Source organism: Kribbella sp. NPDC004138, from assembly GCF_053603655.1.
This window is the reverse complement of record NZ_JBSGFZ010000013.1, coordinates 131,823-153,539: the sequence shown is the minus strand read 5'-3', so window position 1 is coordinate 153,539 and position 21,717 is coordinate 131,823. Positions and strand designations below refer to the sequence as shown.

The 21,717-nt window shown below is 69.7% G+C and carries 25 protein-coding genes and 2 tRNA genes; 8 read left to right on the top strand and 19 right to left on the bottom strand.

Features of this window, described 5'->3' with window-relative positions; translation table 11 throughout:
- Positions 1-88: 88 nt before the first annotated feature.
- Genes ACWEOO_RS20105 through ACWEOO_RS20095 form a run of 3 tightly spaced genes read right to left on the bottom strand, consistent with a single transcriptional unit; the run spans position 89 to position 3,409 of the window.
- On the bottom strand, positions 89-1,090 hold the full coding sequence (locus ACWEOO_RS20105; protein WP_452144263.1) for an S-adenosylmethionine:tRNA ribosyltransferase-isomerase: 1,002 nt from the start codon (positions 1,088-1,090) through the stop codon (positions 89-91).
- On the bottom strand, positions 1,087-1,806 hold the full coding sequence (locus ACWEOO_RS20100) for an SDR family NAD(P)-dependent oxidoreductase (RefSeq protein ID WP_359934862.1): 720 nt from the start codon (positions 1,804-1,806) through the stop codon (positions 1,087-1,089). The genes ACWEOO_RS20105 and ACWEOO_RS20100 overlap by 4 nt, the downstream gene beginning before the upstream one ends.
- Positions 1,807-1,828: 22 nt before the next feature.
- Positions 1,829-3,409 (bottom strand): FAD-binding oxidoreductase, encoded by a 1,581-nt coding sequence (locus ACWEOO_RS20095; protein WP_452144262.1) that lies wholly within the window; start codon positions 3,407-3,409, stop codon positions 1,829-1,831.
- A gap of 119 nt (positions 3,410-3,528) precedes the next feature.
- Here ACWEOO_RS20095 and ACWEOO_RS20090 point away from each other — a divergent pair, with 119 nt between their 5' ends.
- The 3 genes from ACWEOO_RS20090 (at position 3,529) to ACWEOO_RS20080 (ending at position 6,693) form a co-directional block, all read left to right on the top strand.
- On the top strand, positions 3,529-4,149 hold the full coding sequence (locus tag ACWEOO_RS20090; protein WP_452144319.1) for a TetR/AcrR family transcriptional regulator: 621 nt from the start codon (positions 3,529-3,531) through the stop codon (positions 4,147-4,149).
- 38 nt (positions 4,150-4,187) lie between these two features.
- The gene (locus tag ACWEOO_RS20085) at positions 4,188-5,711 is read left to right on the top strand and encodes a glycerol-3-phosphate dehydrogenase/oxidase (protein ID WP_452144261.1); all 1,524 of its coding nucleotides are present in this window, start codon (positions 4,188-4,190) and stop codon (positions 5,709-5,711) included.
- A gap of 91 nt (positions 5,712-5,802) precedes the next feature.
- Entirely contained in the window at positions 5,803-6,693 is an 891-nt protein-coding gene (locus tag ACWEOO_RS20080) for a DUF4328 domain-containing protein (protein ID WP_452144260.1), read from the top strand.
- Here the strand turns inward: ACWEOO_RS20080 and ACWEOO_RS20075 are convergent.
- Positions 6,681-7,436: a protein phosphatase 2C domain-containing protein gene (locus ACWEOO_RS20075; protein ID WP_452144259.1), complete on the bottom strand. Its 756-nt coding sequence runs from the start codon at positions 7,434-7,436 to the stop codon at positions 6,681-6,683. The genes ACWEOO_RS20080 and ACWEOO_RS20075 overlap by 13 nt on opposite strands.
- 5 nt (positions 7,437-7,441) lie before the next feature.
- Entirely contained in the window at positions 7,442-8,332 is an 891-nt protein-coding gene (locus ACWEOO_RS20070; protein WP_452144258.1) for an NAD-dependent epimerase/dehydratase family protein, read from the bottom strand.
- A gap of 104 nt (positions 8,333-8,436) precedes the next feature.
- Between ACWEOO_RS20070 and ACWEOO_RS20065 the strand changes: the two genes are divergently transcribed.
- Positions 8,437-9,048: a pentapeptide repeat-containing protein gene (locus ACWEOO_RS20065; RefSeq protein ID WP_452144257.1), complete on the top strand. Its 612-nt coding sequence runs from the start codon at positions 8,437-8,439 to the stop codon at positions 9,046-9,048.
- 63 nt (positions 9,049-9,111) lie between these two features.
- On the opposite strand, the gene ACWEOO_RS20060 is transcribed toward ACWEOO_RS20065, so the two are convergent.
- Positions 9,112-9,750: a VanZ family protein gene (locus ACWEOO_RS20060; RefSeq protein ID WP_452144256.1), complete on the bottom strand. Its 639-nt coding sequence runs from the start codon at positions 9,748-9,750 to the stop codon at positions 9,112-9,114.
- A 271-nt stretch (positions 9,751-10,021) separates the two neighbouring features.
- Here ACWEOO_RS20060 and ACWEOO_RS20055 point away from each other — a divergent pair, with 271 nt between their 5' ends.
- Positions 10,022-10,837 (top strand): endonuclease/exonuclease/phosphatase family protein, encoded by an 816-nt coding sequence (locus ACWEOO_RS20055; RefSeq protein WP_452144255.1) that lies wholly within the window; start codon positions 10,022-10,024, stop codon positions 10,835-10,837.
- Between the two features lie 43 nt (positions 10,838-10,880).
- Here ACWEOO_RS20055 and ACWEOO_RS20050 read toward each other — a convergent pair whose 3' ends face one another.
- The 5 genes from ACWEOO_RS20050 to ACWEOO_RS20030 all read right to left on the bottom strand — a co-directional run bounded on the left by ACWEOO_RS20050 (position 10,881) and on the right by ACWEOO_RS20030 (position 14,648).
- The gene (locus tag ACWEOO_RS20050) at positions 10,881-11,660 is read right to left on the bottom strand and encodes a putative hydro-lyase (protein ID WP_452144254.1); all 780 of its coding nucleotides are present in this window, start codon (positions 11,658-11,660) and stop codon (positions 10,881-10,883) included.
- 56 nt (positions 11,661-11,716) lie between these two features.
- Positions 11,717-12,355: an SDR family NAD(P)-dependent oxidoreductase gene (locus ACWEOO_RS20045; protein WP_452144253.1), complete on the bottom strand. Its 639-nt coding sequence runs from the start codon at positions 12,353-12,355 to the stop codon at positions 11,717-11,719.
- Between the two features lie 35 nt (positions 12,356-12,390).
- Positions 12,391-13,005, bottom strand: a complete 615-nt coding sequence (locus ACWEOO_RS20040; RefSeq protein WP_359934887.1) for an FMN-binding negative transcriptional regulator — start codon at positions 13,003-13,005, stop codon at positions 12,391-12,393.
- 66 nt (positions 13,006-13,071) lie between these two features.
- Positions 13,072-13,848 carry an LLM class flavin-dependent oxidoreductase gene (locus ACWEOO_RS20035; protein WP_452144252.1) on the bottom strand — a complete coding sequence of 259 codons (777 nt, stop codon included), beginning with the start codon at positions 13,846-13,848 and terminating at the stop codon, positions 13,072-13,074.
- A gap of 146 nt (positions 13,849-13,994) precedes the next feature.
- Complete coding sequence (locus ACWEOO_RS20030; RefSeq protein WP_359934891.1) at positions 13,995-14,648, bottom strand: cutinase family protein; 654 nt, start codon at positions 14,646-14,648, stop codon at positions 13,995-13,997.
- Positions 14,649-14,825: 177 nt separating this feature from the next.
- Between ACWEOO_RS20030 and ACWEOO_RS20025 the strand changes: the two genes are divergently transcribed.
- A complete protein-coding gene (locus tag ACWEOO_RS20025) occupies positions 14,826-15,302 on the top strand; it encodes an NUDIX hydrolase (protein WP_452144251.1) in 477 nt (158 codons plus the stop codon).
- Between the two features lie 19 nt (positions 15,303-15,321).
- Here ACWEOO_RS20025 and ACWEOO_RS20020 read toward each other — a convergent pair whose 3' ends face one another.
- The gene (locus ACWEOO_RS20020) at positions 15,322-15,669 is read right to left on the bottom strand and encodes a nucleoside triphosphate pyrophosphohydrolase family protein (RefSeq protein WP_452144250.1); all 348 of its coding nucleotides are present in this window, start codon (positions 15,667-15,669) and stop codon (positions 15,322-15,324) included.
- 37 nt (positions 15,670-15,706) lie between these two features.
- On the opposite strand from ACWEOO_RS20020, the gene ACWEOO_RS20015 reads away from it, so the two are divergent.
- Positions 15,707-16,354 carry an alpha/beta hydrolase-fold protein gene (locus ACWEOO_RS20015; protein ID WP_452144249.1) on the top strand — a complete coding sequence of 216 codons (648 nt, stop codon included), beginning with the start codon at positions 15,707-15,709 and terminating at the stop codon, positions 16,352-16,354.
- On the opposite strand, the gene ACWEOO_RS20010 is transcribed toward ACWEOO_RS20015, so the two are convergent.
- On the bottom strand, positions 16,351-16,713 hold the full coding sequence (locus ACWEOO_RS20010) for a VOC family protein (protein WP_452144248.1): 363 nt from the start codon (positions 16,711-16,713) through the stop codon (positions 16,351-16,353). The two genes, ACWEOO_RS20015 and ACWEOO_RS20010, sit on opposite strands and share 4 nt — an antisense overlap.
- Positions 16,714-16,805: 92 nt before the next feature.
- Positions 16,806-17,171 carry a YciI family protein gene (locus ACWEOO_RS20005; RefSeq protein ID WP_359934901.1) on the bottom strand — a complete coding sequence of 122 codons (366 nt, stop codon included), beginning with the start codon at positions 17,169-17,171 and terminating at the stop codon, positions 16,806-16,808.
- 166 nt (positions 17,172-17,337) lie between these two features.
- Between ACWEOO_RS20005 and ACWEOO_RS20000 the strand changes: the two genes are divergently transcribed.
- The gene (locus ACWEOO_RS20000) at positions 17,338-17,697 is read left to right on the top strand and encodes a YciI family protein (protein ID WP_452144247.1); all 360 of its coding nucleotides are present in this window, start codon (positions 17,338-17,340) and stop codon (positions 17,695-17,697) included.
- 102 nt (positions 17,698-17,799) lie between these two features.
- Here ACWEOO_RS20000 and ACWEOO_RS19995 read toward each other — a convergent pair.
- The 5 genes from ACWEOO_RS19995 to gyrA all read right to left on the bottom strand — a co-directional run bounded on the left by ACWEOO_RS19995 (position 17,800) and on the right by gyrA (position 21,667).
- Positions 17,800-17,875: transfer RNA gene (locus ACWEOO_RS19995), tRNA-Ala, on the bottom strand.
- A gap of 9 nt (positions 17,876-17,884) precedes the next feature.
- Positions 17,885-18,016, bottom strand: a complete 132-nt coding sequence (locus tag ACWEOO_RS19990) for a DLW-39 family protein (RefSeq protein WP_238175383.1) — start codon at positions 18,014-18,016, stop codon at positions 17,885-17,887.
- Between the two features lie 31 nt (positions 18,017-18,047).
- Positions 18,048-18,121, bottom strand: a tRNA-Ile gene (locus ACWEOO_RS19985).
- Positions 18,122-18,218: 97 nt separating this feature from the next.
- Entirely contained in the window at positions 18,219-19,073 is an 855-nt protein-coding gene (locus ACWEOO_RS19980; RefSeq protein ID WP_452144246.1) for a DUF3566 domain-containing protein, read from the bottom strand.
- Complete coding sequence (gene gyrA / locus ACWEOO_RS19975; RefSeq protein WP_452144318.1) at positions 19,073-21,667, bottom strand: DNA gyrase subunit A; 2,595 nt, start codon at positions 21,665-21,667, stop codon at positions 19,073-19,075. The genes ACWEOO_RS19980 and gyrA overlap by 1 nt, the downstream gene beginning before the upstream one ends.
- Positions 21,668-21,717 lie beyond the last annotated feature (50 nt).

Here is a 21,717-nt window from a genome sequence, read left to right as displayed (position 1 = left end):
AGTACCGCGCCCGGCCTGTCACCAGGTTTTACCCAACTGAGCACAAGTTGTGGCCTAGGCCAATTAGTTGCACTTTGAACCGCCACCGTCAGCGGAGCAGCAGGCAGCTGTCGCCGAACTCGTGCCAGAGGTAGTTGTGGGCGATCGCGGCGTTGTAGGCCTGCTGGACCTGTTCGGGGCCGGCTACCGACTCCAGGAGGAGTAGGTGTGAGGCCTCGGGGGCGTGCCAGCCGGTGATCAGGCCGTCGACTACGTGCGGCGGGCGGTCCGGGCTCAGGATCAGGTCGGTCCAGCCGCGGGACGGGGTGACGGTGCCGTCGGCGGTGGCGGCGGTCTCGATGGCGCGGACGGCCGTGGTGCCTACCGCGATGACGCGGCCGCCGTTCGCCTTGACCCAGTTGACGAGGCGAGCCGTGTGCGCGGGTACGTCGTACCGCTCCGGCTGTGGCGGCTCGTGGCTCTCTAGCGAGGACACGCCGCAGTGCAACACGATCGGCGCGATCAGGACGCCCTCCGACGCCAAGTGACTCACCAGCTCGAAGCTGAACGGACGTGCGGCGCTCGGCATCTCCGCGCTGCCGGGGTCGCGCGCGAAGACGGTCTGGTAGGACGCCACCGGCCACCGCTTGCCGACGTAGTCGTACGTGATCGGCCGCCCGTGCCGCCGCAGATACCCGAGCACGTCGTCGACCGGCGGCTCGGCGATCCACAGCCGATTGCCGTGGTACGGCGCCAGCAGCGTCAGCGCGCCTTCGGGCAACTCCACCCGCTCGCCCGCCGTACCGTCGAACATCGGACGACCGCCGTTGCGCAGCTCGACGACCCAGGTGCCGTCGTCGAGCGGCGTCGAGAAGTGCACGGTGTACGGCGTGCCGTCGACGGCGGCCGCCAGGGTGGTCGACGTGTTGACGAGCAGCAGGTCGCCGGGCCGCAGATGGTCGCCGATCCGGTCGAAGCGGGTGTGCGTGACGGTCGACCCCTCCGCGACCAGCAGCTTCACCTGGTCCCGCGACAGGCCGCGGGCTTCCGGTGGTTCGCCGGCGTTCAGCGCCTCCGGCAGCACGAATCGGGTGTGCGGGTGCACTTTCACGACGCCACCGCCGGCGCGAACTCGGCCGCTCGGTACCTGCCGCTCGCGGGCCGGCTGTCCAGCAGGTTGAGGAACGCCGGTACGACGGTTGCGGGCTCGGGCCGGTCGGAAATGTCCTCACCGGGGAACGCGGCCTGGTGCATCGCCGTCCGCAGATCGCCCGGATCAACGGCGTACACCGCCAGCGCCGGGTGCTCCGCGGCCAGTACCCGGGTCGCATGGTCGAGCGCGGCCTTGGCGGAGCCGTAGCCGCCCCAAGTCTCGTATGCCTCCACCGCCGCGTCGGAGCTGATGTTGATCAGCACACCGGACGCTGTGGTGAGTGCGGGGAGCAGGGCTTGCGTCAGTGCGATCGGTGCGAGTACGTCGACCTCGTAGACGCGGCGGAGCTCGTCGAGGTCCGCCGAGCCGAGTGCTTGCAGCGGGCTCTGCCCGAGGTAGCTGGCGTTGTTGACGAGCAGATCGAGCCGACCGAGTTCGGCGATCGCGTCCACCAGGTCGGCGCGGTGATCCGGGTCGGTGACGTCGCCGGCGAGCGGTACGACGTCCGTACGGTCGGCCAAGGCGTCGGCAGCGTCCTTGAGCGCTTCGGCGCCGCGGGCGTCGATGACGAGCGCCCAGCCGCGATCGGCGAGCCCGTGCGCAAGGGCGAGCCCGAGCCCGGCGGACGCACCGGTGATGAGAGCAACGGGACGATCGGACGGTTCAGGAGTCATGCCGACACCGTCGTACCTCAAGTCAACTTGAAGTCAAGGGCCGCTCTTCGGGGAGCAGGATGCCTGGATTCATCACGTTGTATGGGTCGAGCGTGTGCTTGACGGCCTGGAGGGCCTCGATCGCCAGCGGGCCGATCTCTGCCGCGTAGGCGTCGCGATGGTCGGTGCCGACGCCGTGGTGATGGGAGATCGTGCCGCCGGTCGCCGCGATCGCCTGGTTCGCCGCGTGTTTGGCGGTGCGCCACTGCTCGACCGGATCGTCGGCCTGGGCGCAGATCACCGTGAAGTAGAGCGAAGCGCCGGTCTCGTACACGTGGGAGATGTGGCACAGTACCAACGGCGGCGTCGCGCTCAGCGCGCCGGTGACGGCTTCGGTAACGGCCGCCTTCAGGGCAGGGATGCGCGACCAGAACGCGGCTGTTTCGAGGGTCTCGACGAGCGCGCCCTCGTCGAGGAGGGGATCGCGCAGGTACGGCGCGCGGTAGCGGCCGGTCCGCCAGGTCTCGCCCGGTCCCTCGCCGAGGTTCTGCCCGCCGGCCGCGGTCAGCACGTCCGCGGTCGCCTGGTTGTACGGGCCGTCGAAGCCGATGATCGCCAGGACGCCGCCGGATCCGCCGCCGAGCACGTCCGGGTCGGCCAGGTTCACCGCCGTTTCGACCTCGTCCGACAGGCGGAGCACGGTCGGCAGCGGGCCGTCCTGCGCGAGTCGCCGGACGGCGGTCAGGCCGGCCTCGAACGAGTCGAAACGCCAGCCCTCGAAGTGCCGCTCGGTCGGCCGCGGGCGGACCCGTACGACGACCGAGGTGATGATCCCGAACGCGCCCTCGGAGCCGAGCACGAGCTGGCGCAGGTCGGGGCCGGCCGCGGACATCGGGGCCCGGCCGAGCTCGATCGTGCCGCTCGGGGTGGCGACGGTCAGGCCCACCACCATCTGGTCGAAGCGGCCGTATCCGGCGGAGGACTGACCGCTCGAGCGCGCCGCCGCGTATCCGCCGATCGATGCGCCTTCGTACGACTGGGGAAAGTGGCCGAGCGTGTAGCCGCGCTCGGCCAGTAGCGCCTCGGCTGCTGGGCCGCGGACGCCCGCTTGGAGCGTGGCTGTTCTCGAGATCTCGTCCAGCTCGAGCAGCTGGTCAAGGCGCTTGAGGTCCACCGTGATGAAGCGGCGAGTGGGTGCGAGCCCGCCCACGACCGAGGTGCCGCCGGCGTACGGGACGACGGCCAAGTCGTGCTCTGCGCAGCCGGTCAGAAGCTCTTGCACCTCGTCGTGTGTGGCGGGGTAGACGACCGCGTCCGGCATGTCGGAGGTGTCGCCGGCGCGGAACCGCAGTAGGTCTGTCGTCGAGTATCCCCGCGTGTGTGCCCAGCGAGAGTCCCAGTCGGACGCCACGTGCTGAGAGCCCACAACAGCCGTCAAGAACCCAAGCTGCGATGCAGACAGCTCACTCTCACCACCGGCCGCTGCACTGGGTGCTGGGGCGGGGCGGTGGACGCCTAGGTGTTTGAGGGCTTCCCGCGCGGCTGCGGGGAGGTCGACCGGGTGGGCGGGGTCGCCCCAGCGGCCGGGCGTGAGTTGCACCACCGGGAGGTCGGATTCGGTCATCGCTGACTCCCTTTCAGGTGGTGTGGCGAGGTAGCGTCCAGGGGAGGTGGAACCCCCTGGCTCCCACCTCCCCTGGACAGTTCCGGGATGACAGAGTCGCTGATACACTCTGACGTGTGATGTCTCAGCGTAGCAGCGAACCGGACCAAGAGACCAGCACGCGCCCGACGCCGGCGAACGCGATCGGCGAGGAGCGGATCCTGGACGCGGCGTACGAGTTGCTGCTCGCGATCGGGATGCGCCGGATGACGATGGCCGACATCGCCCGGCACGCCGAGGTCTCCCGCGCGACCCTCTACCGGCGCTGGCCGAATGTGCAGGCCGTGGTCGCCGCGTTGATGACCCGGGAGTGGACGATCGCGCTGGTGTCCGCGTTCCAGCCGGACGCCGTCGACGGTCGCGCCCGCCTGGTCGAGGGTGTCGTCGAGGTGGTCGCGAAGACCCGCGTGCACCCGTTGATGCGGAAGATCATCGAGCTCGACCCCGAGTTCCTCACGCCGTACCTGCTGGAGCGCCGCGGCAGCAGCACCGTCGCGCACCTGGCGCTGGTCGAGGAGGGCATCCGCCAGGGTCAGGCCGACGGCTCGATCCGCGACGGCGACCCGGTGTGGCTGGCCCGGCAGATCATCCTGGTCTCGCTGGCGTCCGCGGTGTCCGGCCCGGTGATGGCCGAGAAGGACGAGTACCCGAAGCTCGACGAGGAGCTGCGGACGATGCTCACGAGGTATCTGACGCCATGATCGACCGGGGCGGTGGGGCGGGGAAAGCATTCAGCACAGTGGGTAACGCGAGTCTGAACGCGGCACGGCGGGCCCGGGAGCTGAGCGAGCTCCGCGCGGTCGACGTGCTCGTGATCGGCGGCGGGGTCACCGGCGCCGGCGTGGCGCTGGACGCGGCCGCGCGCGGACTGAGCGTTGCCCTGGTGGAGAAGCACGATCTGGCCTTCGGGACCAGCCGATGGAGCTCGAAGCTCGTGCACGGCGGACTGCGGTACCTGGCGTCCGGCCATGTCGGGATCGCGTACGAGAGCGCCGTCGAGCGCGGCATCCTGATGAAGACCACCGCGCCGCACCTGGTGCACCCGATCCCGCAGATCGCGCCGTGGTTGCCGCAGGCAAGTTTCGCGCAGGCCGCGATGCTGCGGTCGGCGTTCCTCGGCGGCGACGTCCTGCGCACGTTCGCGCGCACCAGCGACGACTACCTCCCGCACTCCCGCCGGATCGGCTCGGCCGAGATCCTCCGGTACGCGCCGACGCTGCGCCCGGACGGGTTGCGCGGCGGTTTCCTGACCTGGGACGGCCAGTTGTACGACGATGCGCGCCTGGTCGTCGCGATCGCCCGCACCGCGGCGCAGTACGGCGCCCGGATCCTGACCCGCGTCGGCGCGACCGAGGTCACCGGCCGGGGAGCGGTCCTGGTCGACCAGCTGACCGGGGACCGGCGGTCGGTGGACGCGCGGATCGTGATCAACGCGGCCGGTATCTGGGCCGACCAGGTTGCCTCCGGCATCAAGCTCCGCCCGAGCCGCGGCGCCCATCTGGTGTTGCCGCAGTCGGTGTTCGGCGGGTTGTCCGCCATCCTCACCGTGCCGGTGCCCGGCGAGCTGCGCCGCGTGGTGATGGCGATCCCGGCGCCCGACGACCGGGTGTACGTCGGCCTCACCGATGAGGAGGCGCCCGGCCCGGTGAGCGACGTACCGCGGGCGAGCGACGCGGAGATCGACTTCCTGCTCGGCACGATCAGCTCGGCCGTGCAGCAGCCGGTGACCCGCACGGACCTGCTCGGCACGTACGCCGGGCTGCGGCCGCTGCTCGACACCGGCCACCACAAGGGCGAGGACAAGACCGCCGACATCTCCCGGCGGCACGCGGTGATCACCAGCCCGGACGGCGTCGTGACGATCGTCGGCGGCAAGCTCACGACGTACCGCCGGATGGCACAGGACGCGCTCGATACGGCGCTCGCGCAGTCGACGCTCGAGGTGCGGCGGTCCTGTGAGACGCATCGGATCCCGTTGGTCGGCGCGGCCGATCGCGTGCACCTGGCCGCGGTCAGGGCGCCCGCCCGGTTCGTCCAGCGGTACGGCGTGGAGGCGCCGCAGGTGATCGCCGGTCCGCCCGAGTTGCGGGCCCCAATCGCGCCGGGGCTGCGGACGACGTACGCCGAGGTGAAGTTCGCGGTCCGGCACGAGGGGGCGCTGACCGCGGACGACGTACTGGATCGGCGGACGCGGATCGGGCTGTCGGCGGCGGACCGGGAGCTGGCCCTGCCCGCGGTGCTGGAGGCCTTCGCGGCGGTGTGACTCCAGCCGTGGGGTTAACTTGGCTCCGGGGAGGTGGAGTGTGACGCAGCCGTATCCGGGGCCGTACCAAGGACCCGGGCCATATCAGCCGATGCCGTATCAGCCGATGCCGGTGGTGCCGCAGTACCGGCCGTTGCGGGCGCTGGCGATCGTGAGCATCGCGCTGATGGGGGTGACAGCGCTCGGCGCCGTGATTCAGTGCGTGCTGATGTGGCGCTCGTACGACGAGGTGAAGCGGTTCGTGTACGGGCTGCTCTCGGACGAGGAGATCGACCGCGCCCTCGGGTCGATCGCCGGCAGCGGACCGCTCCTCGACCTGGTGGGCTACCTGCTGGTCGGGACCGGGATCGCGTTCCTGGTCTGGCTGTGGCGGGCCCGCGACAACGTCGACTTCCTCTACTCACCGTTCTCCCCGACCCCGACCGTGCCTGTCCAGCGCATGCACCGGAGGGCACCCGGTTGGGTCGTCGGCTCCTGGTTCTGCCCGATCGTGCAGTTCTGGTACCCGCTGCAGGTCGTCGAGGACGTCGCCCGCGCCAGTGAGCCTCCCGGCCGGCCCGGTGTCGCGCGATCCGGCCGGATCCGCGCTCTGCTCTACACCTGGTGGGTCTCGTGGAGCGCCTTCTGGGTGATCATCGTCGGCGGCGGTGCGGCCGCGGTGATCGGGATGATCGTCTGGATCGTCCGGCTGGTCAACGCCGCCGACAGCGGCGATCCGAACAGCTCGTACGTCGACATCTACGACCTGCAGGACTTCATGGTCCGCCTCGCGCTGGGCGTCAACATCGGGTTCACGGTGGCGGCGGTGCTGCTGGTCGTCGCGGCGATCACGGCCGCGCTGCTGCTGCTCCAGGTCGGCAGCTGGCAGCAGGAGCGCCTCGCGCCGCCGCGGGTCCAGGACTTCGTGTCCCCGCCCCAACCGCCGCAGTACGCCCCGCGCCGGCAGCACCCCGGTCCGGGTTTCCCGACCTACGGTCCCTGAAGCAGGACAGCGCTCGCGTCGTCGTACCGCTTCCACCGCGGTGTGGCGCAGGCGGCGTCGTGCTCCCGGACGCGGTCGATCAGCCGTCGCGGACCGGCGACGGTGAGTACGTCGAGCAGCTCGTCCCACGAGTGCCCGTAGCGTTCGGTGAAGCGGGAGGCGCCGTCGGAGAGGATCGCGATCACGTCGACGTCGGCGCGGTCGGTCGTCCCGGTGACTGCCTGGTACGCCGCCTCGGGCACCGTGCTCGCCGCCCAGAAGCCGCCGGGCCGATTACGCAACCGGCGTACCGCCTCGAGGGTCCGCTCCGGGAGCCGGTCGATCCGGTCGTCGCTGTGCACAGTGACCTTGCCGTCAGGGGAGCGCATGACCACCGGCGAGTCGGCCAGCACCAGGTGCTCGACGTAGTCCGCGTGCAGCCGAACGATCGAGACGGTGGACGACGGACTGTCGGGATTGCTGACGTCGCAGGTGTCCGCGTGGGACGCCCGGACCGCGGCGATCGCGTCGGCGAGCACGTCGGGCAGCGATCTGGCCGACTGGGCGAGCAGCGGAGGCGCCAACTGCTGCGCGAGCTGCTTCACCAGCCACGGAACGTCGTGCCGACAGCCGGACTCGACGCCCTGCGGAGCCGTGGCCCCGTCCAGCACAACGGCGAAATCAGGGCCGGTCAGCACGAGATCCTCGTTGACGGCAGGCAACCGCCGATCCGGCGCGGCCTCACTGAGCGAGCGGATCTCCACGGGCTCTAGTCTGGCTCAGCCCAGCTGTCGGACAGGGACTGGTCCAGGGAGATCTTGGGTGACCAGCCGAGTTCGTCGCCGATGAGGGTGGTGTCGGCCTGCTGCCAGGGTGCGCCGAGGACGGTCTCCTGGCCGGTGTCGTCGACGATCGTCGCCGGCTGGCCGCTGAGCTCGAACAACTGCCCGGCGACGTCCCGCGCGAGCGTCGCCCGGCCGGTCCCGACGTTCAGCACCGGCGGCAGCTTCCGGTCCGCGAGCGCGACAGCGAGCACCGCCTCGGCGACGTCCCGGACGTCGACGAAGTCGCGCCACACGTCCAGCGACCCGACCTCGATCAACTGGCGCGACCGCAGATCCCGGATCACCCGGCCGGTCAGCGTGCTGGCCGGAGCCCACGGCCCGATCACGTCGAAGATCCGCAGGACGACGGCGTCGGCACCGGCCCGCTGTGCCCGGAGAACGAGCTCGGACCCGGCGAGCTTGGTGATGCCGTACGGGCCGGCCGGCCGCGGCGCACTCTCCTCGGACAGGCTGGTGCCGTGCGGCGCCCCGCCGTACTCCGCGGCGGAGCCGAGCTGGACGAACCGGGCATGGTCGGCCTGGCTGCGGACCGAGGCGAGCAGGGCCTCGACCGCGATCACGTTCGCCCGGACCAGGTCGGACGGCTCGCCGACCGTGGCGCCGACCGCGTTGACGATCACCGTCGGCTTGTACATCCCGATCTGGGTGTCCAGCGCGTACGGGTGCATCACGGCCAGGTCGCAGCGCCGGTACGGCTCGCTCCGGGTCCGGCTCAGCCCGCGGTACTCGATGCCCCGGTCGGCGAGCAGCGCGCAGATCCTGGCGCCGAGGAAGCCTCCCGCGCCGAACACCATCACCCGCTCAGTTCCGGTCACTCCTCCATCGTGCGGCCCGTAGTTGTCGGTCGCGTGGGAGTTCTCCGTCGTCAGCATCACAACTCTGTCCGTATCTGTCCGTACGGCGTGGCACTCTGGGCGCCATGGCCGATCGAGTGGACGGGCGTCCGGCGGCGCCGACCGAGTCGACGATCCGGGACTGGGACGACGCGGACCCGTCCGGACAGACGTACCGGCGGGTGCTTTTCGTGGACTGTGACCTGACCGAGGTGGACAACCGCGGCGGTGTGTTCGACGAGTGCACGTTCCGCGGGGTGCGCTTCAACGCGTCGACGCATACCGACGCCGCGTTCGTGAACTGCACGTTCGTCCGGTGCTCGCTGTTCGACACGACCTTCGCCCGGTGCAAGTTCGTCGGCAGCTTCTTCGACGACTGCACGTACAGCCTGATGAAGGTGTCCGGCGGCGACTGGTCGTTCACCGGACTGCCCGGCGCGGACCTGAAGGGCGCCGAGTTCACCGGGGTGAAGTTCCGCGAGGCAGATCTGACCGGCGTCCGGGCCCCGAAGGCGGTGCTGCGGGACCTCGACCTGTCCGGGGCGTACCTGCAGAAGGCCGATTTCACCGGCGCCGACCTGCGCGGATCCGACCTGTCGACGCTTGACCCGGTGACCGTCACACTCCGGGACGCCCGCATCGACATCACCCAGGCGATGGTCGTCGCGGCCGCTCTCGGGCTCGACGTCCGCCCCTGAGGCTGTGGATATCCCCAGGTAGCCAGGCGGTCATCCACGGTCCTATCCACAGCCTGTGGATAACTATCCGGATAACTGTGTGTTCGTACTGTGATACCGCACCGGGCGGGTGAGGGTTCCCCGGCGGTGCCGGGCTGGAGGCCGCGGCCGCCGGACGACGAGCATCGCGGCGTGCTCGACCACCGCCGGGCTGACGACCAGGAAGCCCGGGCCGACCCGGCGGGTCAGCGTCTGGACGCCGGCGGCCAAGCCGACTCCACAGGCCGCGCCGAGCGAGTTCGCGATCAGGTCGTGCAACTGACAGGACCTGCCGAGTTGCGGCACCAGCGCCTGGACGGCCTCGACGGCGGCCGACATCCCGATCCCGGCCGCGATGCCGTCCCCGGGGCGACCGCTGGCCAGCGTCAGCATGCCCGCGGCCGGCACGAACAGCACGACGTTGAGCAGCCCCTGGAGCGACGTCAGCCCGCCGGTGGTGGTGAGGTGCGTGCCGCACTGGCCGATCTGACCGAGCCGGTGGGTCGTCGGGCTGAGCGTCGCCGCGATCACCAGCGCGAACGCGGCCGGTGCACAGAACGCCGCCAGCCGGGGGACCACATCGCCCGGGCGACGGAGCGAGGACAGCGCCACCGGCAACGCCATGCCGGTCAGCACGAGCCAGGTGTCCAACAGGTGTGGGATCCCGCGATAAGTCTCGAGCACGTGTCCGGACCCTCCCGTGGTCGACCTGACTCGAACTCTTCTCGACTTCCTGACTCGACGATCAGCCGACCGCCGGTACTGCCGCCAGCCCTGTCCGGACATCTGCACGCAGCCGTAAACCCGTCGTGACAGTCTGTGATACTCCGTGCACAAATTGACACCGAAGGAAGGTGCTCGAGGCAACGATCGTGTGCGGGCCGGAGGTGGGTACAGGGGATCGGTTGCAGCCGATTCGGAGGGAACAGCCGTGGTCGATCCGCAGCTTCGCGCGATGACGTGGAACATCTGGTGGCGGTTCGGCCCGCGCTGGCGGGAGCGGCAGCCGGGGATCCTCGCGACGATCGAGCGGTTCACGCCAGATGTGATCGCCCTGCACGAGGTGTGGGGCGGCGACGGCACCACCCAGGCGGACGAGTTCGCCCACGCGCTCGGACTCCACGCGGTCTTCGCGTCGCCGTCGTACCCGCGGTCCCCGGATCCGGCACAGGCGCCCGACCACGCCGGGGTCGAGCTCGGCGTCGCACTGCTGAGTCGCTGGCCGATCGTCGAGCAGGAGACGATCCCGATGCCCGCCCGCCACCGATCCTGGGATCCGGTCGCGCTCCGTGCCCGGGTCGCTCATCCGGCGGGCCCGCTCCCGGTCGTGGCGGCCTGCCTGGAACATGCGACGACCTTCAGCGACGACCGGCTCGCCCAGGCGACGCTGCTCGCCGACCTCGGCACCGATCCATCGGCCGACGGGCCGTGCCCGTCCCTGGTGATGGGCGATCTGAACGCCGCGGCGGACAGCGCCGTACTGCGTCCACTCCGCGACGTGATGATCGACGCGTGGACAGCGGGCAACGGTGTACCCGATGCAGTGACGCTGTCGTCGACGCATCCGTCCGCACCGCTCGAGGCCGGCCCGGAGCTGGTCGACCAGCGGATCGACCACATCTTCTACCGGCCGGGCCACGAGGACCAGCTCGTCAACGTCGAGTCGGCCGTCGTCGCGGGAGACGCCGTCGACGGCATCCATCCCTCCGACCACCGCGCGGTCGTCTGCGATTTCCGCTGGCGGCACCGGGGGAATCCACCGATCGGTTGATCCAGGTGGGCGCCGTCGCCGAGGGCTCCGGACGCGGTCTGCGCTAGAGGCGGTAGTCGCTGTCGCGGCGGTCGGTGATGAACATGTAGCCCGGCGCGTGGGTGATCGCGTACGGCGGCCGCGACGCCATCAGCGCCGCCTGCGGCGTTACCCCACACGCCCAGAACACCGGTACGTCGCCGTCGGCCGCGTCGACCGGATCGCCGAAGTCCGGCCGCGTCAGGTCGGTGATCCCCAGCGCAGCCGGATCGCCGATGTGCACCGGACCGCCGTGCACCGCGGGCATCGCTCGCGTGATCCGGACCGCGTCGTCCACGCGATCGGCGGGGAGCTGGCGCATCGACACCACGAGCGGACCGTGCAGCCGTCCGGCAGGTTCGCACTCGCGGTTGGTCACGTACATCGCCACGTTCCGCCCCTGCTCGACGTGCCGCAGCGGGATCCCCTCGGCCGCCAGCGCGCTCTCGAACGTGAAGCTGCAGCCGAGCGAGAACGCGACCAGGTCGTCCCGCCACGCCTCGGTCGCATCCGCCACCTCGGCCACCAGTTCGCCGTCGCGCCAGATCCGGTACTGCGGGAGGTCGGTCCGCAGGTCGGCGCCGCGCGCGAGCCGCGTCGCCGCGTCGCCGGGGTCACTCACGTCGAGCACCGGGCAGGCCTGGGCGTTGCGCGTGCAGAAGAGCAGCACGTCGTACGCCCAGTCCGCGGGGACCGCGATGAGGTTGGTCTGCGTGTAGCCGCCGGCCCAACCGGTGGTGGGTCCGCTGTAGTCGTCCCGGAACAGGGACCGCGCCTGGGCCGGAGTGAGCGTTGCGATCGTCATGAGACCCCCTCTCAGGTGATCTCACGATAGAGATTGTTGAACAATACGACAAGAGTTCAGACGACGAGTTCGTGGATCCATTCCGCCGGAGCCTGCTGGTGGAGGCGCCAGTAGTGGTTGGCGATGTCGTCCGGGTTCCAGAGACTGCCGGGAGAGACGCCGCCGCTGATGGTGACGCTCGCGGCGTGGACGCCGGCCGCGCCGTACTGCAGGTGGAGCAGCGTGACGACCGCGCGCACACCGGCCTTGCCGAGGGAGAGGCTCGCGTAGTCCCGCTTCGGCACGGGCATGCCGCCGGTGATCAGGAACGACCCGCTGCCACGCTCGGCCATGGCGGGCGCGAGGTGGGCGGCGGTGGTGATCGCACCCACGACATTCACCGCGAACGCGTCGAGGTGCTGCTGGGCGGTGAGGTCACCGATCCGGTCCGACCGGATCATTGCCGCGTTGTAGACGACCACATCCGGTACGCCGTACGCGTCGACGATCCGGTCGAGTGCCGCACGCAGCACGCGCTCATCGGTCACGTCCGCGGTCACCGGGAGCACGTCGGCGCTTCCGAATTCCTCGGCGGCCGACTTCACCGTCGCGTCCGACCGCGCGATCAGGCCGGCGCTCATCCCCTCCCGGACGAACCGTCGCGCCACCGCCAGGCCGATCCCGGGCCCCACTCCCACCACCACGACTCCAGACATGATCCGGAGGATAAACGTTGCCCCCAAGGTCAAGGTCAAACCGGGCGATGGTGCTCCACCGCGGCGGCCGACCGATCGTCGCCGTCGGCTCGCAGGCCGGCGATCACGCCGTCGACGTCCGCGGCCGGACGGTTCTGGCTGAGCTTGAACTTCGCTTCGATCCGCTGGATCGCGATCTCCACGCCGACGATCGCCCGGAGCTGCCCGCTGACGAACTTCGCCGGCGCGTCGTCCACCGACCACGGCTCCGCGCGCCCGGACTCGTGCCGATCCGACAGCCGCCGTACGACGTCCTCCACCCAGGCAGGGTCGTCGTGCACGGTCATCGTGCCGTGGATGTGAGCGGTGATGTAGTTCCAGGTCGGGACGACGCGGCCGTGCTCCTGCTTGGAGGCGTACCAGGTCGGGGAGATGTACGCGTCGGGGCCGCGCATGATCACCAGCGCGTCGCCGATCACCGGGAGCTTCCAGTGCTCGTTGTTCCGCGCCAGATGGCCGAGCAACACGTTCCGCTCCTGGTCGTACAGGAACGGCAACATCGTTGCCACCAGCCCCTCCGGCGTGGCCGTCACCAGATCCGCCGCTCCACGGCTGTGCAGCAACTCCTGGACGGCCTCGTCCTCACCGGCAAAGTGCGCAGGAACATACATGGAACCAGTTTCCCTACCGACGCCTCGGTCGGACAGGTCCAATCGATCGGCCTTCCATCAGCCCACTCAGCCGCGGTGGTAACGGTTGCGAAGCTCCGCGGCTTGGTCGTAGTCGCGGTGCCAGTCACCCGTGGGCGGGAGGATGATGCGCTCGACGCCGGCCTCCTCGTACGCGGCGAGCTGTTCGACCGGGTCGCCGTCGAGCTGCGGCGCGACCACGGTGGCCTTCAACTGCTTGCCGTCGGCAAGTTCGTTGATCCGCTTCAGGTTGATGCGTACCTCGTCGGGCGTCATCGCGATCGTCGCCCACCCGTCGCCGTACGCCGCCGCTCGCCGGTGCGCCCGGGCGCCGTTGCCGGCCACGAAGATCGGCGGGACCTTGGCGCCGGGTGAGATCTGGACATCGGGGCTGGTGCCCGCGATCAGGTCCGGCAGGACGGCGAGCGCCTCGTCGGTCAGCCGCCCGCGATCGGCGAACTCGACACCGGCCGCCCGCCATCCGGCATCGCCGTGCGCGGGATTGCCCGTCCCGACACCGAGCACGAGCCGATCGTTCGAGACCAGCTGCAGCGTGCTGATCTGCTTCGCCGCCCATGCGACCGGCCGCAGCGCCAGCAGCATCACGTTGTACCCGATGGTGATCCGCTCGGTCACCGCGGCCGCTGTCGCCAGCACGACGGAACTCTCCAGCATCGGCGCACTGGCGATCAGATGATCCGTCGACCACACCGAGTCCAGCCCGGCCTCCTCGGCGTACCGCGCACTCTCGCGCACGTCACCGAGGATCGGCCGCGCCGGATCCGGCGAGGACGTCGGCAGGATGACTCCGATCTCAATCGTCATACCCGTCGCAACCCTGCTCGAGGCGGGCCGCATTCCCTGCGGGCCCGCTCGACAGGAGGTGTCCTGCAGTCAGGTAGTGCACCTAGGCGTGGACACGCTCGTGCGTACGGTGTCTCGCTGGTGCACTACCTGTCGAGCGGGCACGGTCAGGGGATGTAGACCCCGTTGAACCACTGGCCGCGGGCGTCGTCGGTGTACACGTCGACGTTGAAGTTGTAGTTGCCGTGCCTGCCTTCCCACAGGTATCCGGGCAGGCCCGACGCCGCGTTGGCGTCGCAGATGATGTCGTCGGTGCACAGCGTCAGCGTCGGGATGTCGCCGAAGAAGTTGTCGGCACCGGCCAGCGGCGCTCCGACGACCGGGGCAACCAGCGGGTGAGCAGCAGCGCCCGCCGAGCCAGGACCTGCCGCGCGCTTGGGATCAGCGATCAGCACCGCGTTGACGTTGTCGATCGTCTGCCAGTTCTCGGTCACCCAGGTGTGCACGACCGCGGCGCCGAGCGAGAACCCGACCGCCTTCACATGCTGGTCGGGACAGGCGTTGCGGTGATCGCGGATCAGCCGGTTCAGCTCATTGACACCCTGCCGCGCGTTGTAGCCGATCGGCTGGGCCGGGTACCCGACTCGCTGGCTGATGTTTCCCTGCCAGTACGGCGCGTTGGAGTCGTTGTCCCCGGTCCCTCCGACGACGATCGTGTACGTCCCGCCGCAGTCAGCCGCCTGCGCCGCGGGCGCCGCCAAGACGTAGACCCCGCCGGCCGCCGCGACCAAGCCGGCCACCAGGGCCGCAAGTTTCCGCATTCAGTCCTCCTCAGTGATGATTGCTTATTGTGATCGTACGATCACCGAGGGTCGACACTAGTTGCGGTCGGTCACATCCTCCTGGCGTGTGCGGATGTGGCCAGCGCTTGGCCGGATGCGTCCACCGCGAGACCGCTATTGCCCGAGGCAACATGTCCCGCGGGTTAAGGTCCGGGGATGAGTCGACGGGTGGCGGCGTACGCGGTGTGTGTCGAGGGCGGGCGGGTGCTGCTGGCGCGCTACGTCTCGCCGTACGGCGACGGGACCTGGTGGACGCTGCCGGGCGGCGGCGTCGAGCCGGGGGAGGATCCGTTCGACACCGTGACCCGTGAGGTGGCCGAGGAGACCGGGTACGAGTCGGTGGTCGAGCAGTTGCTGGGCGTCGACTCGCGCATCGTCCCGGCCGCCGTACGCCGTCGTCCGGGGCCGGACGATCACCAGAACATCGGCATCTTCTACGCCGTCCGCATCACCGCTGGCACCACCCGCCCCGAGCCCAACGGCGAAACCGCCGAATCCGTGTGGACACCGCTGACCGACGTCCCAACCCTCCGCCGCGCCGCCCTCGTCGACGTCGGCATCACCCTGTCCCACTCACGCCCACCCACCGGCCACGTCCCACCCATCCACGCCGGCGGCCTGATCGAGCATTAGCCACGGCGCCGTCGGCTGATCAGCGGTGGTCGCCGTCGCCGTGGAGGACGCCGCGGGAGGCGCGGTCGGCGATCTTGGCGATGTTCTGTTCGGCGACGTCCTCGAGGCTGATGCCGAGTCTGGTGCACAGCTCCGACAGGTACCAGAGCACGTCGCCCAGCTCGAGCGTCAGCGCCTGCCGGTCGGCGTCGGTGATCATGCCCTGCCGGTCGCGGAAGATCTTCTTCACCTTGCCGGCCACCTCGCCGGCCTCGTTCACCAGGCCCAAGGTCGGGTACACGATCGGATGATCGGTCGCGACCAGCCCGGCGGTCCGCGCCGCCGCCTCCTGGTAGCCGCTGAAGTCGAACGCACCCTGATCAGTCACGCGCGTCAGTCTGCCAGGCGTGGAATACTCGCTGCGCATGAGCGAGCTCGTCACCGAGATGTTCGAGTACGACGGTGGGCGCCAGGTCGCCGTATACGTGCCGTCGGATCCGCCCGAGGCGGTCGTGTTCGCGGGTGACGGCCAGCTGATCTCGCAGTGGGGCAGGGATCTCGAGCAAGCCGACGTATCGCCGACGCTGGTGGTCGGTGCGTACCGGACCGACGATCCGGACGAGATGGCACGGATCGAGGAGTACTCGCCGTCGTTCAACCCGGAACGGTTCGCGGCACACGAGAAGTTCTTCGTCGACGACGTCCGCGACTGGGTGCGATCCCGCTTCGGAGTCGCGTTGCCCGCCGAGCGGACCGCGGTGTTCGGCGTGTCCGCGAGTGCCGAACTCGCGCTCGCCATGGGCCTCCGGCATCCCGACATCTACGGGGCGGTCTTCGCCGCCTCACCCGGAGGTGGCTATCGGCCGCCGGACGTCATGCCCAGCCCGCTCCCGCGCGCGTATCTAGTGGCCGGCACCGAAGAGCCCTGGTTCATGGAGAACGCCGCCCGCTGGGCAGACGCCCTCCGCGACGCCGACGCGGACGTCGTCATCACCGAACGCCCCGGCAACCACGGCGATCCGTTCTGGCAGGCCGAGTTCCCGCTGATGGCAGCCTGGGCCTTCGGTCGCTAGCCGTCCTTGTGCCCGTTGACGTTGATCAGATTGCCGTCGGGCGCGCGGACGAAGAACCGCCGGATCCCCCACGGCTCGGTGGTCAGCGGGTACACGATCTCGAAGCCGCGCCTCCGCGCCTCCTCGTACGCCTCCTCGATGTCGTCGCCCACGGCAACCGAAAGCACCGAGTCCGCCGGCGCCGTCGCATCGCGCGTGACGAGTTGTACGGCGGCCTGTCCGTCCGGCGTCTGGAACCTGGCGACCCAACTCAGCTCGGTCAGCCCGGCGTCGCTGAGACCCAGGTAGTCCACGTAGAACCCGCGAGCCTCGTCGATGTCCGGAACCGACAGATTCGCGAACAGATGCGTCACCTGCACGAGCATCTCCTTCCCTCGCCGGCCAGTCTCATGCTCTCAACCTGCCCAGTCCAGGGTGGGTCACGCGCCTTGCCTGACCCACCCCGCGTGGGTCACGGGCGGTTGTGGCGCTCGCTGCCCGGGAAGCGGTGGACCTCCTGCGGCCAGTCGAGCGCGACGGCGAGTCGGCCGGCCCAGTAGCGAGCGGTCTCGTCGTCCGGCACGTTGACGACGCAGAAGCCGCCGAGGTGCTCCTTCGTCTCGACGTACGGCCCGTCGCTGAAGATCGGCTCCCCGTCCTTCGCCTCCACGCTGCAGATCGCGGTCGAGGCGTCGATACCCCCGTCGCTGAACACGAAGACCCCAGCAGCCTCCATCTCCGCGATCACCGCCCGCCCCGCGATGCTCTTCGCCCCCAACTCCTCACCCGTGTGCTCAGGCACCCACTCGTCATTGAACGAGATCAAATACTGCGCCACAGCCATCTCCTCTCAGCCCGGCGACCAACCAGCCGCCACACCAACACCACGAACAGCACCACCCGAATCCGACAAGACTCTTGCCGATGGCTGTCGGATTCGCCCGGGGTTGTTCGTAGCGTAGGTGGAAGCGGACACCGGGTTCGCTCGAGCCGAGGGAGCAGGGATGCCCGAGTACCTCATCTACTTCAACCAGCAGTGGGTCGGCGACTACCCCGAGGAGTGGTACCGCGGCCGTGGAGACCGCGCCCGGGCCGTGACGGAGGAGATGAAGGCGGCCGGCGTGTACGTCTTCGCCGGGGGACTGGAGGAAGAGGACGGACCGATCTACAACGCAGACCCGACGAGCGGCGAGGTGCTCGTCACCGACGGCCCGTACGTCGAGACCAAGGAGTACCTGGGCGGCTTCGCCCTGGTGAGCGTCGCCGACGACGAAGCCGCCAAGATGTGGGCCGCCAAGGTAGCCGAGGCCTGCGGGTGGCCCCACGAAATCCGCCGCTTCAAACCCCGCCGCCACCTTCAATAGCAGCAGGACCAGCAGCGCAACGGTGCCGTCGGAGTCAGGGAAGCCGGATGCGGCCGGTAACCATGAGCGGGCTTCCCTCGCTCCGACGAGCTACACCGAGAGTGGTGGAGACGAGGGGACTTGAACCCCTAACCCCTGCCTTGCAAAGGCAGTGCTCTGCCAGTTGAGCTACGCCCCCGTGGGGTGGTCAGTGGCCCGGGGTTACCGGGTCGGCGACCTCGGCCCAGAGGTCCTTTTCGGCGCGGGACTGCTGGGTCTTCTTGTAGACGAAGTATCCGCCGACGCCGGCCAGCAGCACCAGCATGATCTTTCGCAGCACTGGGACTCCTTGGGTCGGGCTTCGAACAAAGTGGGCCTAACTGGACTTGAACCAGTGACCTCTGCCTTATCAGGGCAGCGCTCTAACCGTCTGAGCTATAGGCCCGCGAACTGCGGTGTCGAACCCGGGAGAGATTACCGCACCAAGTGCCCTACTCCCAAACCGGTTCCGGCCGGGCCTCATCGGGCCCGGCCGTAGCTGGTCAGTCCTCCGACGCGAGGGTGACTTCGAGGCCGCCGAGGAGCGTCGCGGCGATGTTGTAGAGGAAGGATCCGAGGGTCGCGAGCGCCGTGATGATCAGCACGTCCGCGCAGGCCAGCAGCGTGGTGAAGCCCATCACCTTGCCGGTGTTGATGTAGTTCTCGACCCGGAACGGCTCGCCGGCCGGCGTCCCGAGGACTTCCTGGACGGTCGAGTTGATGTTGTCGAACACGCCGGCCGCGCCGATCGCGGACCAGACGATGAAGACCGCCACCCAGGTGACGATGCCGAACGCGATCGCCAGCAGGAACGCCGTCTTCATCACCGACCACGGGTCGATGCGGGACATCCGCAGCCGCGCCTTCCGCGTCTGGTGGCGGCTCGAGGTCTTCGCCTCCTTGGCGTCCTTCGCGGCGAGCCGGTTCTGCCGGGTCTCGGTGCGCTCGGCCTTGGCGTCCTTGACCGAGTTGGCCTTGTCCAGCACCGCCTGACGCGCCGCGTTCATCCGGTCACCGAGCGACTCGGTCTTCGCCTCGCCCCCGCCGTACGGCGCGGCGCCGGCGGCAGCGGGTGCGCCTGCCGAAGGCGCCGACCACGGCTCCGGGCGGCCCGGCGTACTCGGCGCAGGCTGCTGCGGGCGCGCCGGGGTGGCCCCTGGAGTGGCCGGTCTCGCCTGCGGGCGGTACTCGGACGGCCGCTGGCCGTTCGGCGTACCTGTCCTCGGCTGGCCGTTGGAACGACCGTTGGAGGCCGGGTTGGCCGGGGCGGCAGACGGCTTCGCGCCCGGCGCCGTGCGCTGGGAGTTGGAGCTGTCGGCCGCACCTTCAGGCCATGTCGGCCTCGCGCGGTTGGTCATCAGTCACCCTCCTGGCCGGCTTCGTCGCTTTCGACGGTAGCCGCGCCGTCCACGTCCGTCGAACGCTCGTCATCATTCTGGACGCTCTCAGAGGTGGATTCGGTTGTCGATCCGTCCACATTCTGGGCATCAGCCGGTTCTGTACCCGCTTCCGCGCCTTCCGACTCCTCCAGAGCCACGGTCAGATCGGTGTTCCGGGCGATCGCGACCACGGCGTCGGACTCGGCGACGCCGGCGAACCGGACGCCCATCGTGTCGCGGCCCTTCACCGGGACGCTGTCGACTCGGCTGCGGACGACCTGGCCGCTGGCCTTGATCGCCAGCACCTGGTCCTCGTCGACGACGATGATCGCGCCCACCAGCGAGCCGCGCTCGTCGTTCAGCTTGACCGCCTTGATGCCGAGACCGCCGCGGCCCTGCTGCCGGTACTCCGACACTCGCGAACGCTTGGCGTACCCGGCGTCGGTCACCGTAAAGACGAACTGCGTGTCCTCGTCCGCACCGGCCCGGATCACCGACATCGACAGCAGCTCGTCGCCGTCGCGGAACTTCATGCCGGTGACGCCGGAGGTGGCCCGGCCCATCGGCCGCAGTTGCTCGTCGTTCGCGGTGAAGCGGATCGACTGGCCCTTGCGGGACACCAGCAGCAGGTCGTCCTCGGCGGTGGCCAGGTCGGCGCCGATCAGCTCGTCGTCCTCCTCGCGGAAGTTGACCGCGATGATGCCGCTCTGCCGGGCCGAGTCGTAGTCGCCCAGCGCCGTCTTCTTGACCAGGCCCTTCTTGGTCGCGAGCACCAGGTAGTCCGACTGCCCGTAGTCGCGCAGCGTCAGCACCTGCGCGATCTGCTCGTCCGGCTGGAACGAGAGCAGACCGGCCACGTGCGAACCCTTCGCGTCCCGGGCCGACTCGGGCAGCTGCCACACCTTGGCCCGGTAGACCCGGCCCTTGGTGGTGAAGAACAGCATCCAGTGGTGGTTCGTGGTGGCGAAGAAGTGGCTGATCTCGTCCTCGGCCCGCAGCGCGGCGCCGCGGACGCCCTTACCGCCGCGGTTCTGCGTCCGGTAGAGGTCGGTCTTGGTCCGCTTCGCGTACCCGCCGCGGGAGATCGTGACGACGACGTCCTCGTCCGGCACCAGGTCCTGCACGGACAGGTCGCCGTCGGCCGCGATGATCTCGGTCCGCCGCTCGTCGCCGTACCGCTCGACGATCTCGGCGAGCTCGTCCTTGACGATGCTGCGCTGCCGCTCGGGGCTGGCCAGGATGTCCTCGAGGTCGGCGATGATCGCCTCGAGCTCCTGCAACCGCTCGATGATCTTCTGCCGCTCCAGGGCGGCCAGCCGGCGCAGCTGCATGTCGAGGATGGCCTGCGCCTGGATCTCGTCGATCTCGAGCAGCTGGATCAGGCCGGTGCGCGCCTCGTCCACGTCGGGGCTGCGCCGGATCAGCGCGATCACCTCGTCGAGCGCGTCCAGCGCCTTCACGTACCCGCGGTAGATGTGCGCGTTCTTCTCCGCCTCACGCAGCCGGAAGCGGGTGCGCCGCTGGATGACCTCGATCTGGTGGTCGATCCAGTGGCTGATGAACAGGTTCACGCTGAGCGTGCGCGGTACGCCGTCGACGAGCGCCAGCATGTTGCAGCCGAAGGTGTCCTGCAGTTGGGTGTGCTTGTACAGGTTGTTCAGCACGACGCGCGGCTGGGCGTCCCGCTTCAGCACGATGACGAGCCGCTGACCGGTCCGCGACGAGCTGTCGTCACGGATGTCGGCGATGCCGTTCACCTTGCCGGTGTTCACCAGTTCGGCGATCTTCTGCGCCAGGTTGTCCGGGTTCACCATGTACGGCAGCTCGGTGACGACCAGGCTGGTACGGCCCTTGGCGTCCTCCTCGATGTCGACCACCGCGCGCATCGTGACCGAGCCGCGGCCGGTGCGGTACGCATCGTCGATGCCCTTGTAGCCGACGATCAGCGCGCCGTTCGGGAAGTCCGGGCCCTTGATGTTCTGCAGGCAGGCCTCGAGCAGCTCCTCCTGCGTCGCGTCCGGGTGCTCCAGCGCCCAGTCGACCGCGGCCGCGACCTCGCGCAGGTTGTGCGGCGGGATCTGGGTCGCCATCCCGACCGCGATCCCGGACGAGCCGTTGACCAGCAGGTTCGGGAAGCGGGCCGGCAGGATCACCGGCTCCTGCGACTTGCCGTCGTAGTTCGGCCGGAAGTCGACGGTCTCCTGGTCGATGTCGCGGACCATCTCCATCGCCAGCGGCGCCATCCGACACTCGGTGTACCGCATGGCAGCCGCCGGGTCGTTGCCGGGCGAGCCGAAGTTGCCCTGGCCCTGGATCAGCGGCGCTCGCATCACCCACGGCTGCGCGAGCCGGACCAGGGTGTCGTAGATCGCCGAGTCGCCGTGCGGGTGGTACTGACCCATGACGTCACCGACGACGCGGGAGCACTTGTTGAAACCGCGGTCCGGCCGGTAGCCGCCGTCGTACATCGCGTAGAGGATCCGGCGGTGCACCGGCTTCAGGCCGTCGCGAACCTCCGGCAGCGCGCGGCCGACGATGACGGCCATCGCGTAGTCGAGGTACGACTGCTGCATCTCGGTCTGCAGGTCGAGCGGCTCGACTCGGTCGTGGCCCGGCGTGGTGG

Coding starts and splice junctions, on each gene's coding strand:
- ACWEOO_RS20100 (WP_359934862.1), bottom strand. CDS start 1,806: ATGACTCCTGAACCGTCCGATCGTCCCGTTGCTCTCATCACCGGTGCG.
- ACWEOO_RS20095 (WP_452144262.1), bottom strand. CDS start 3,409: ATGACCGAATCCGACCTCCCGGTGGTGCAACTCACGCCCGGCCGCTGG.
- ACWEOO_RS20090 (WP_452144319.1), top strand. CDS start 3,529: ATGTCTCAGCGTAGCAGCGAACCGGACCAAGAGACCAGCACGCGCCCG.
- ACWEOO_RS20080 (WP_452144260.1), top strand. CDS start 5,803: ATGCCGTATCAGCCGATGCCGGTGGTGCCGCAGTACCGGCCGTTGCGG.
- ACWEOO_RS20065 (WP_452144257.1), top strand. CDS start 8,437: ATGGCCGATCGAGTGGACGGGCGTCCGGCGGCGCCGACCGAGTCGACG.
- ACWEOO_RS20055 (WP_452144255.1), top strand. CDS start 10,022: ATGACGTGGAACATCTGGTGGCGGTTCGGCCCGCGCTGGCGGGAGCGG.
- ACWEOO_RS20050 (WP_452144254.1), bottom strand. CDS start 11,660: ATGACGATCGCAACGCTCACTCCGGCCCAGGCGCGGTCCCTGTTCCGG.
- ACWEOO_RS20045 (WP_452144253.1), bottom strand. CDS start 12,355: ATGTCTGGAGTCGTGGTGGTGGGAGTGGGGCCCGGGATCGGCCTGGCG.
- ACWEOO_RS20040 (WP_359934887.1), bottom strand. CDS start 13,005: ATGTATGTTCCTGCGCACTTTGCCGGTGAGGACGAGGCCGTCCAGGAG.
- ACWEOO_RS20035 (WP_452144252.1), bottom strand. CDS start 13,848: ATGACGATTGAGATCGGAGTCATCCTGCCGACGTCCTCGCCGGATCCG.
- ACWEOO_RS20030 (WP_359934891.1), bottom strand. CDS start 14,648: ATGCGGAAACTTGCGGCCCTGGTGGCCGGCTTGGTCGCGGCGGCCGGC.
- ACWEOO_RS20025 (WP_452144251.1), top strand. CDS start 14,826: ATGAGTCGACGGGTGGCGGCGTACGCGGTGTGTGTCGAGGGCGGGCGG.
- ACWEOO_RS20015 (WP_452144249.1), top strand. CDS start 15,707: ATGAGCGAGCTCGTCACCGAGATGTTCGAGTACGACGGTGGGCGCCAG.
- ACWEOO_RS20000 (WP_452144247.1), top strand. CDS start 17,338: ATGCCCGAGTACCTCATCTACTTCAACCAGCAGTGGGTCGGCGACTAC.
- ACWEOO_RS19980 (WP_452144246.1), bottom strand. CDS start 19,073: ATGACCAACCGCGCGAGGCCGACATGGCCTGAAGGTGCGGCCGACAGC.
- gyrA (WP_452144318.1), bottom strand. CDS start 21,667: ATGCAGCAGTCGTACCTCGACTACGCGATGGCCGTCATCGTCGGCCGC.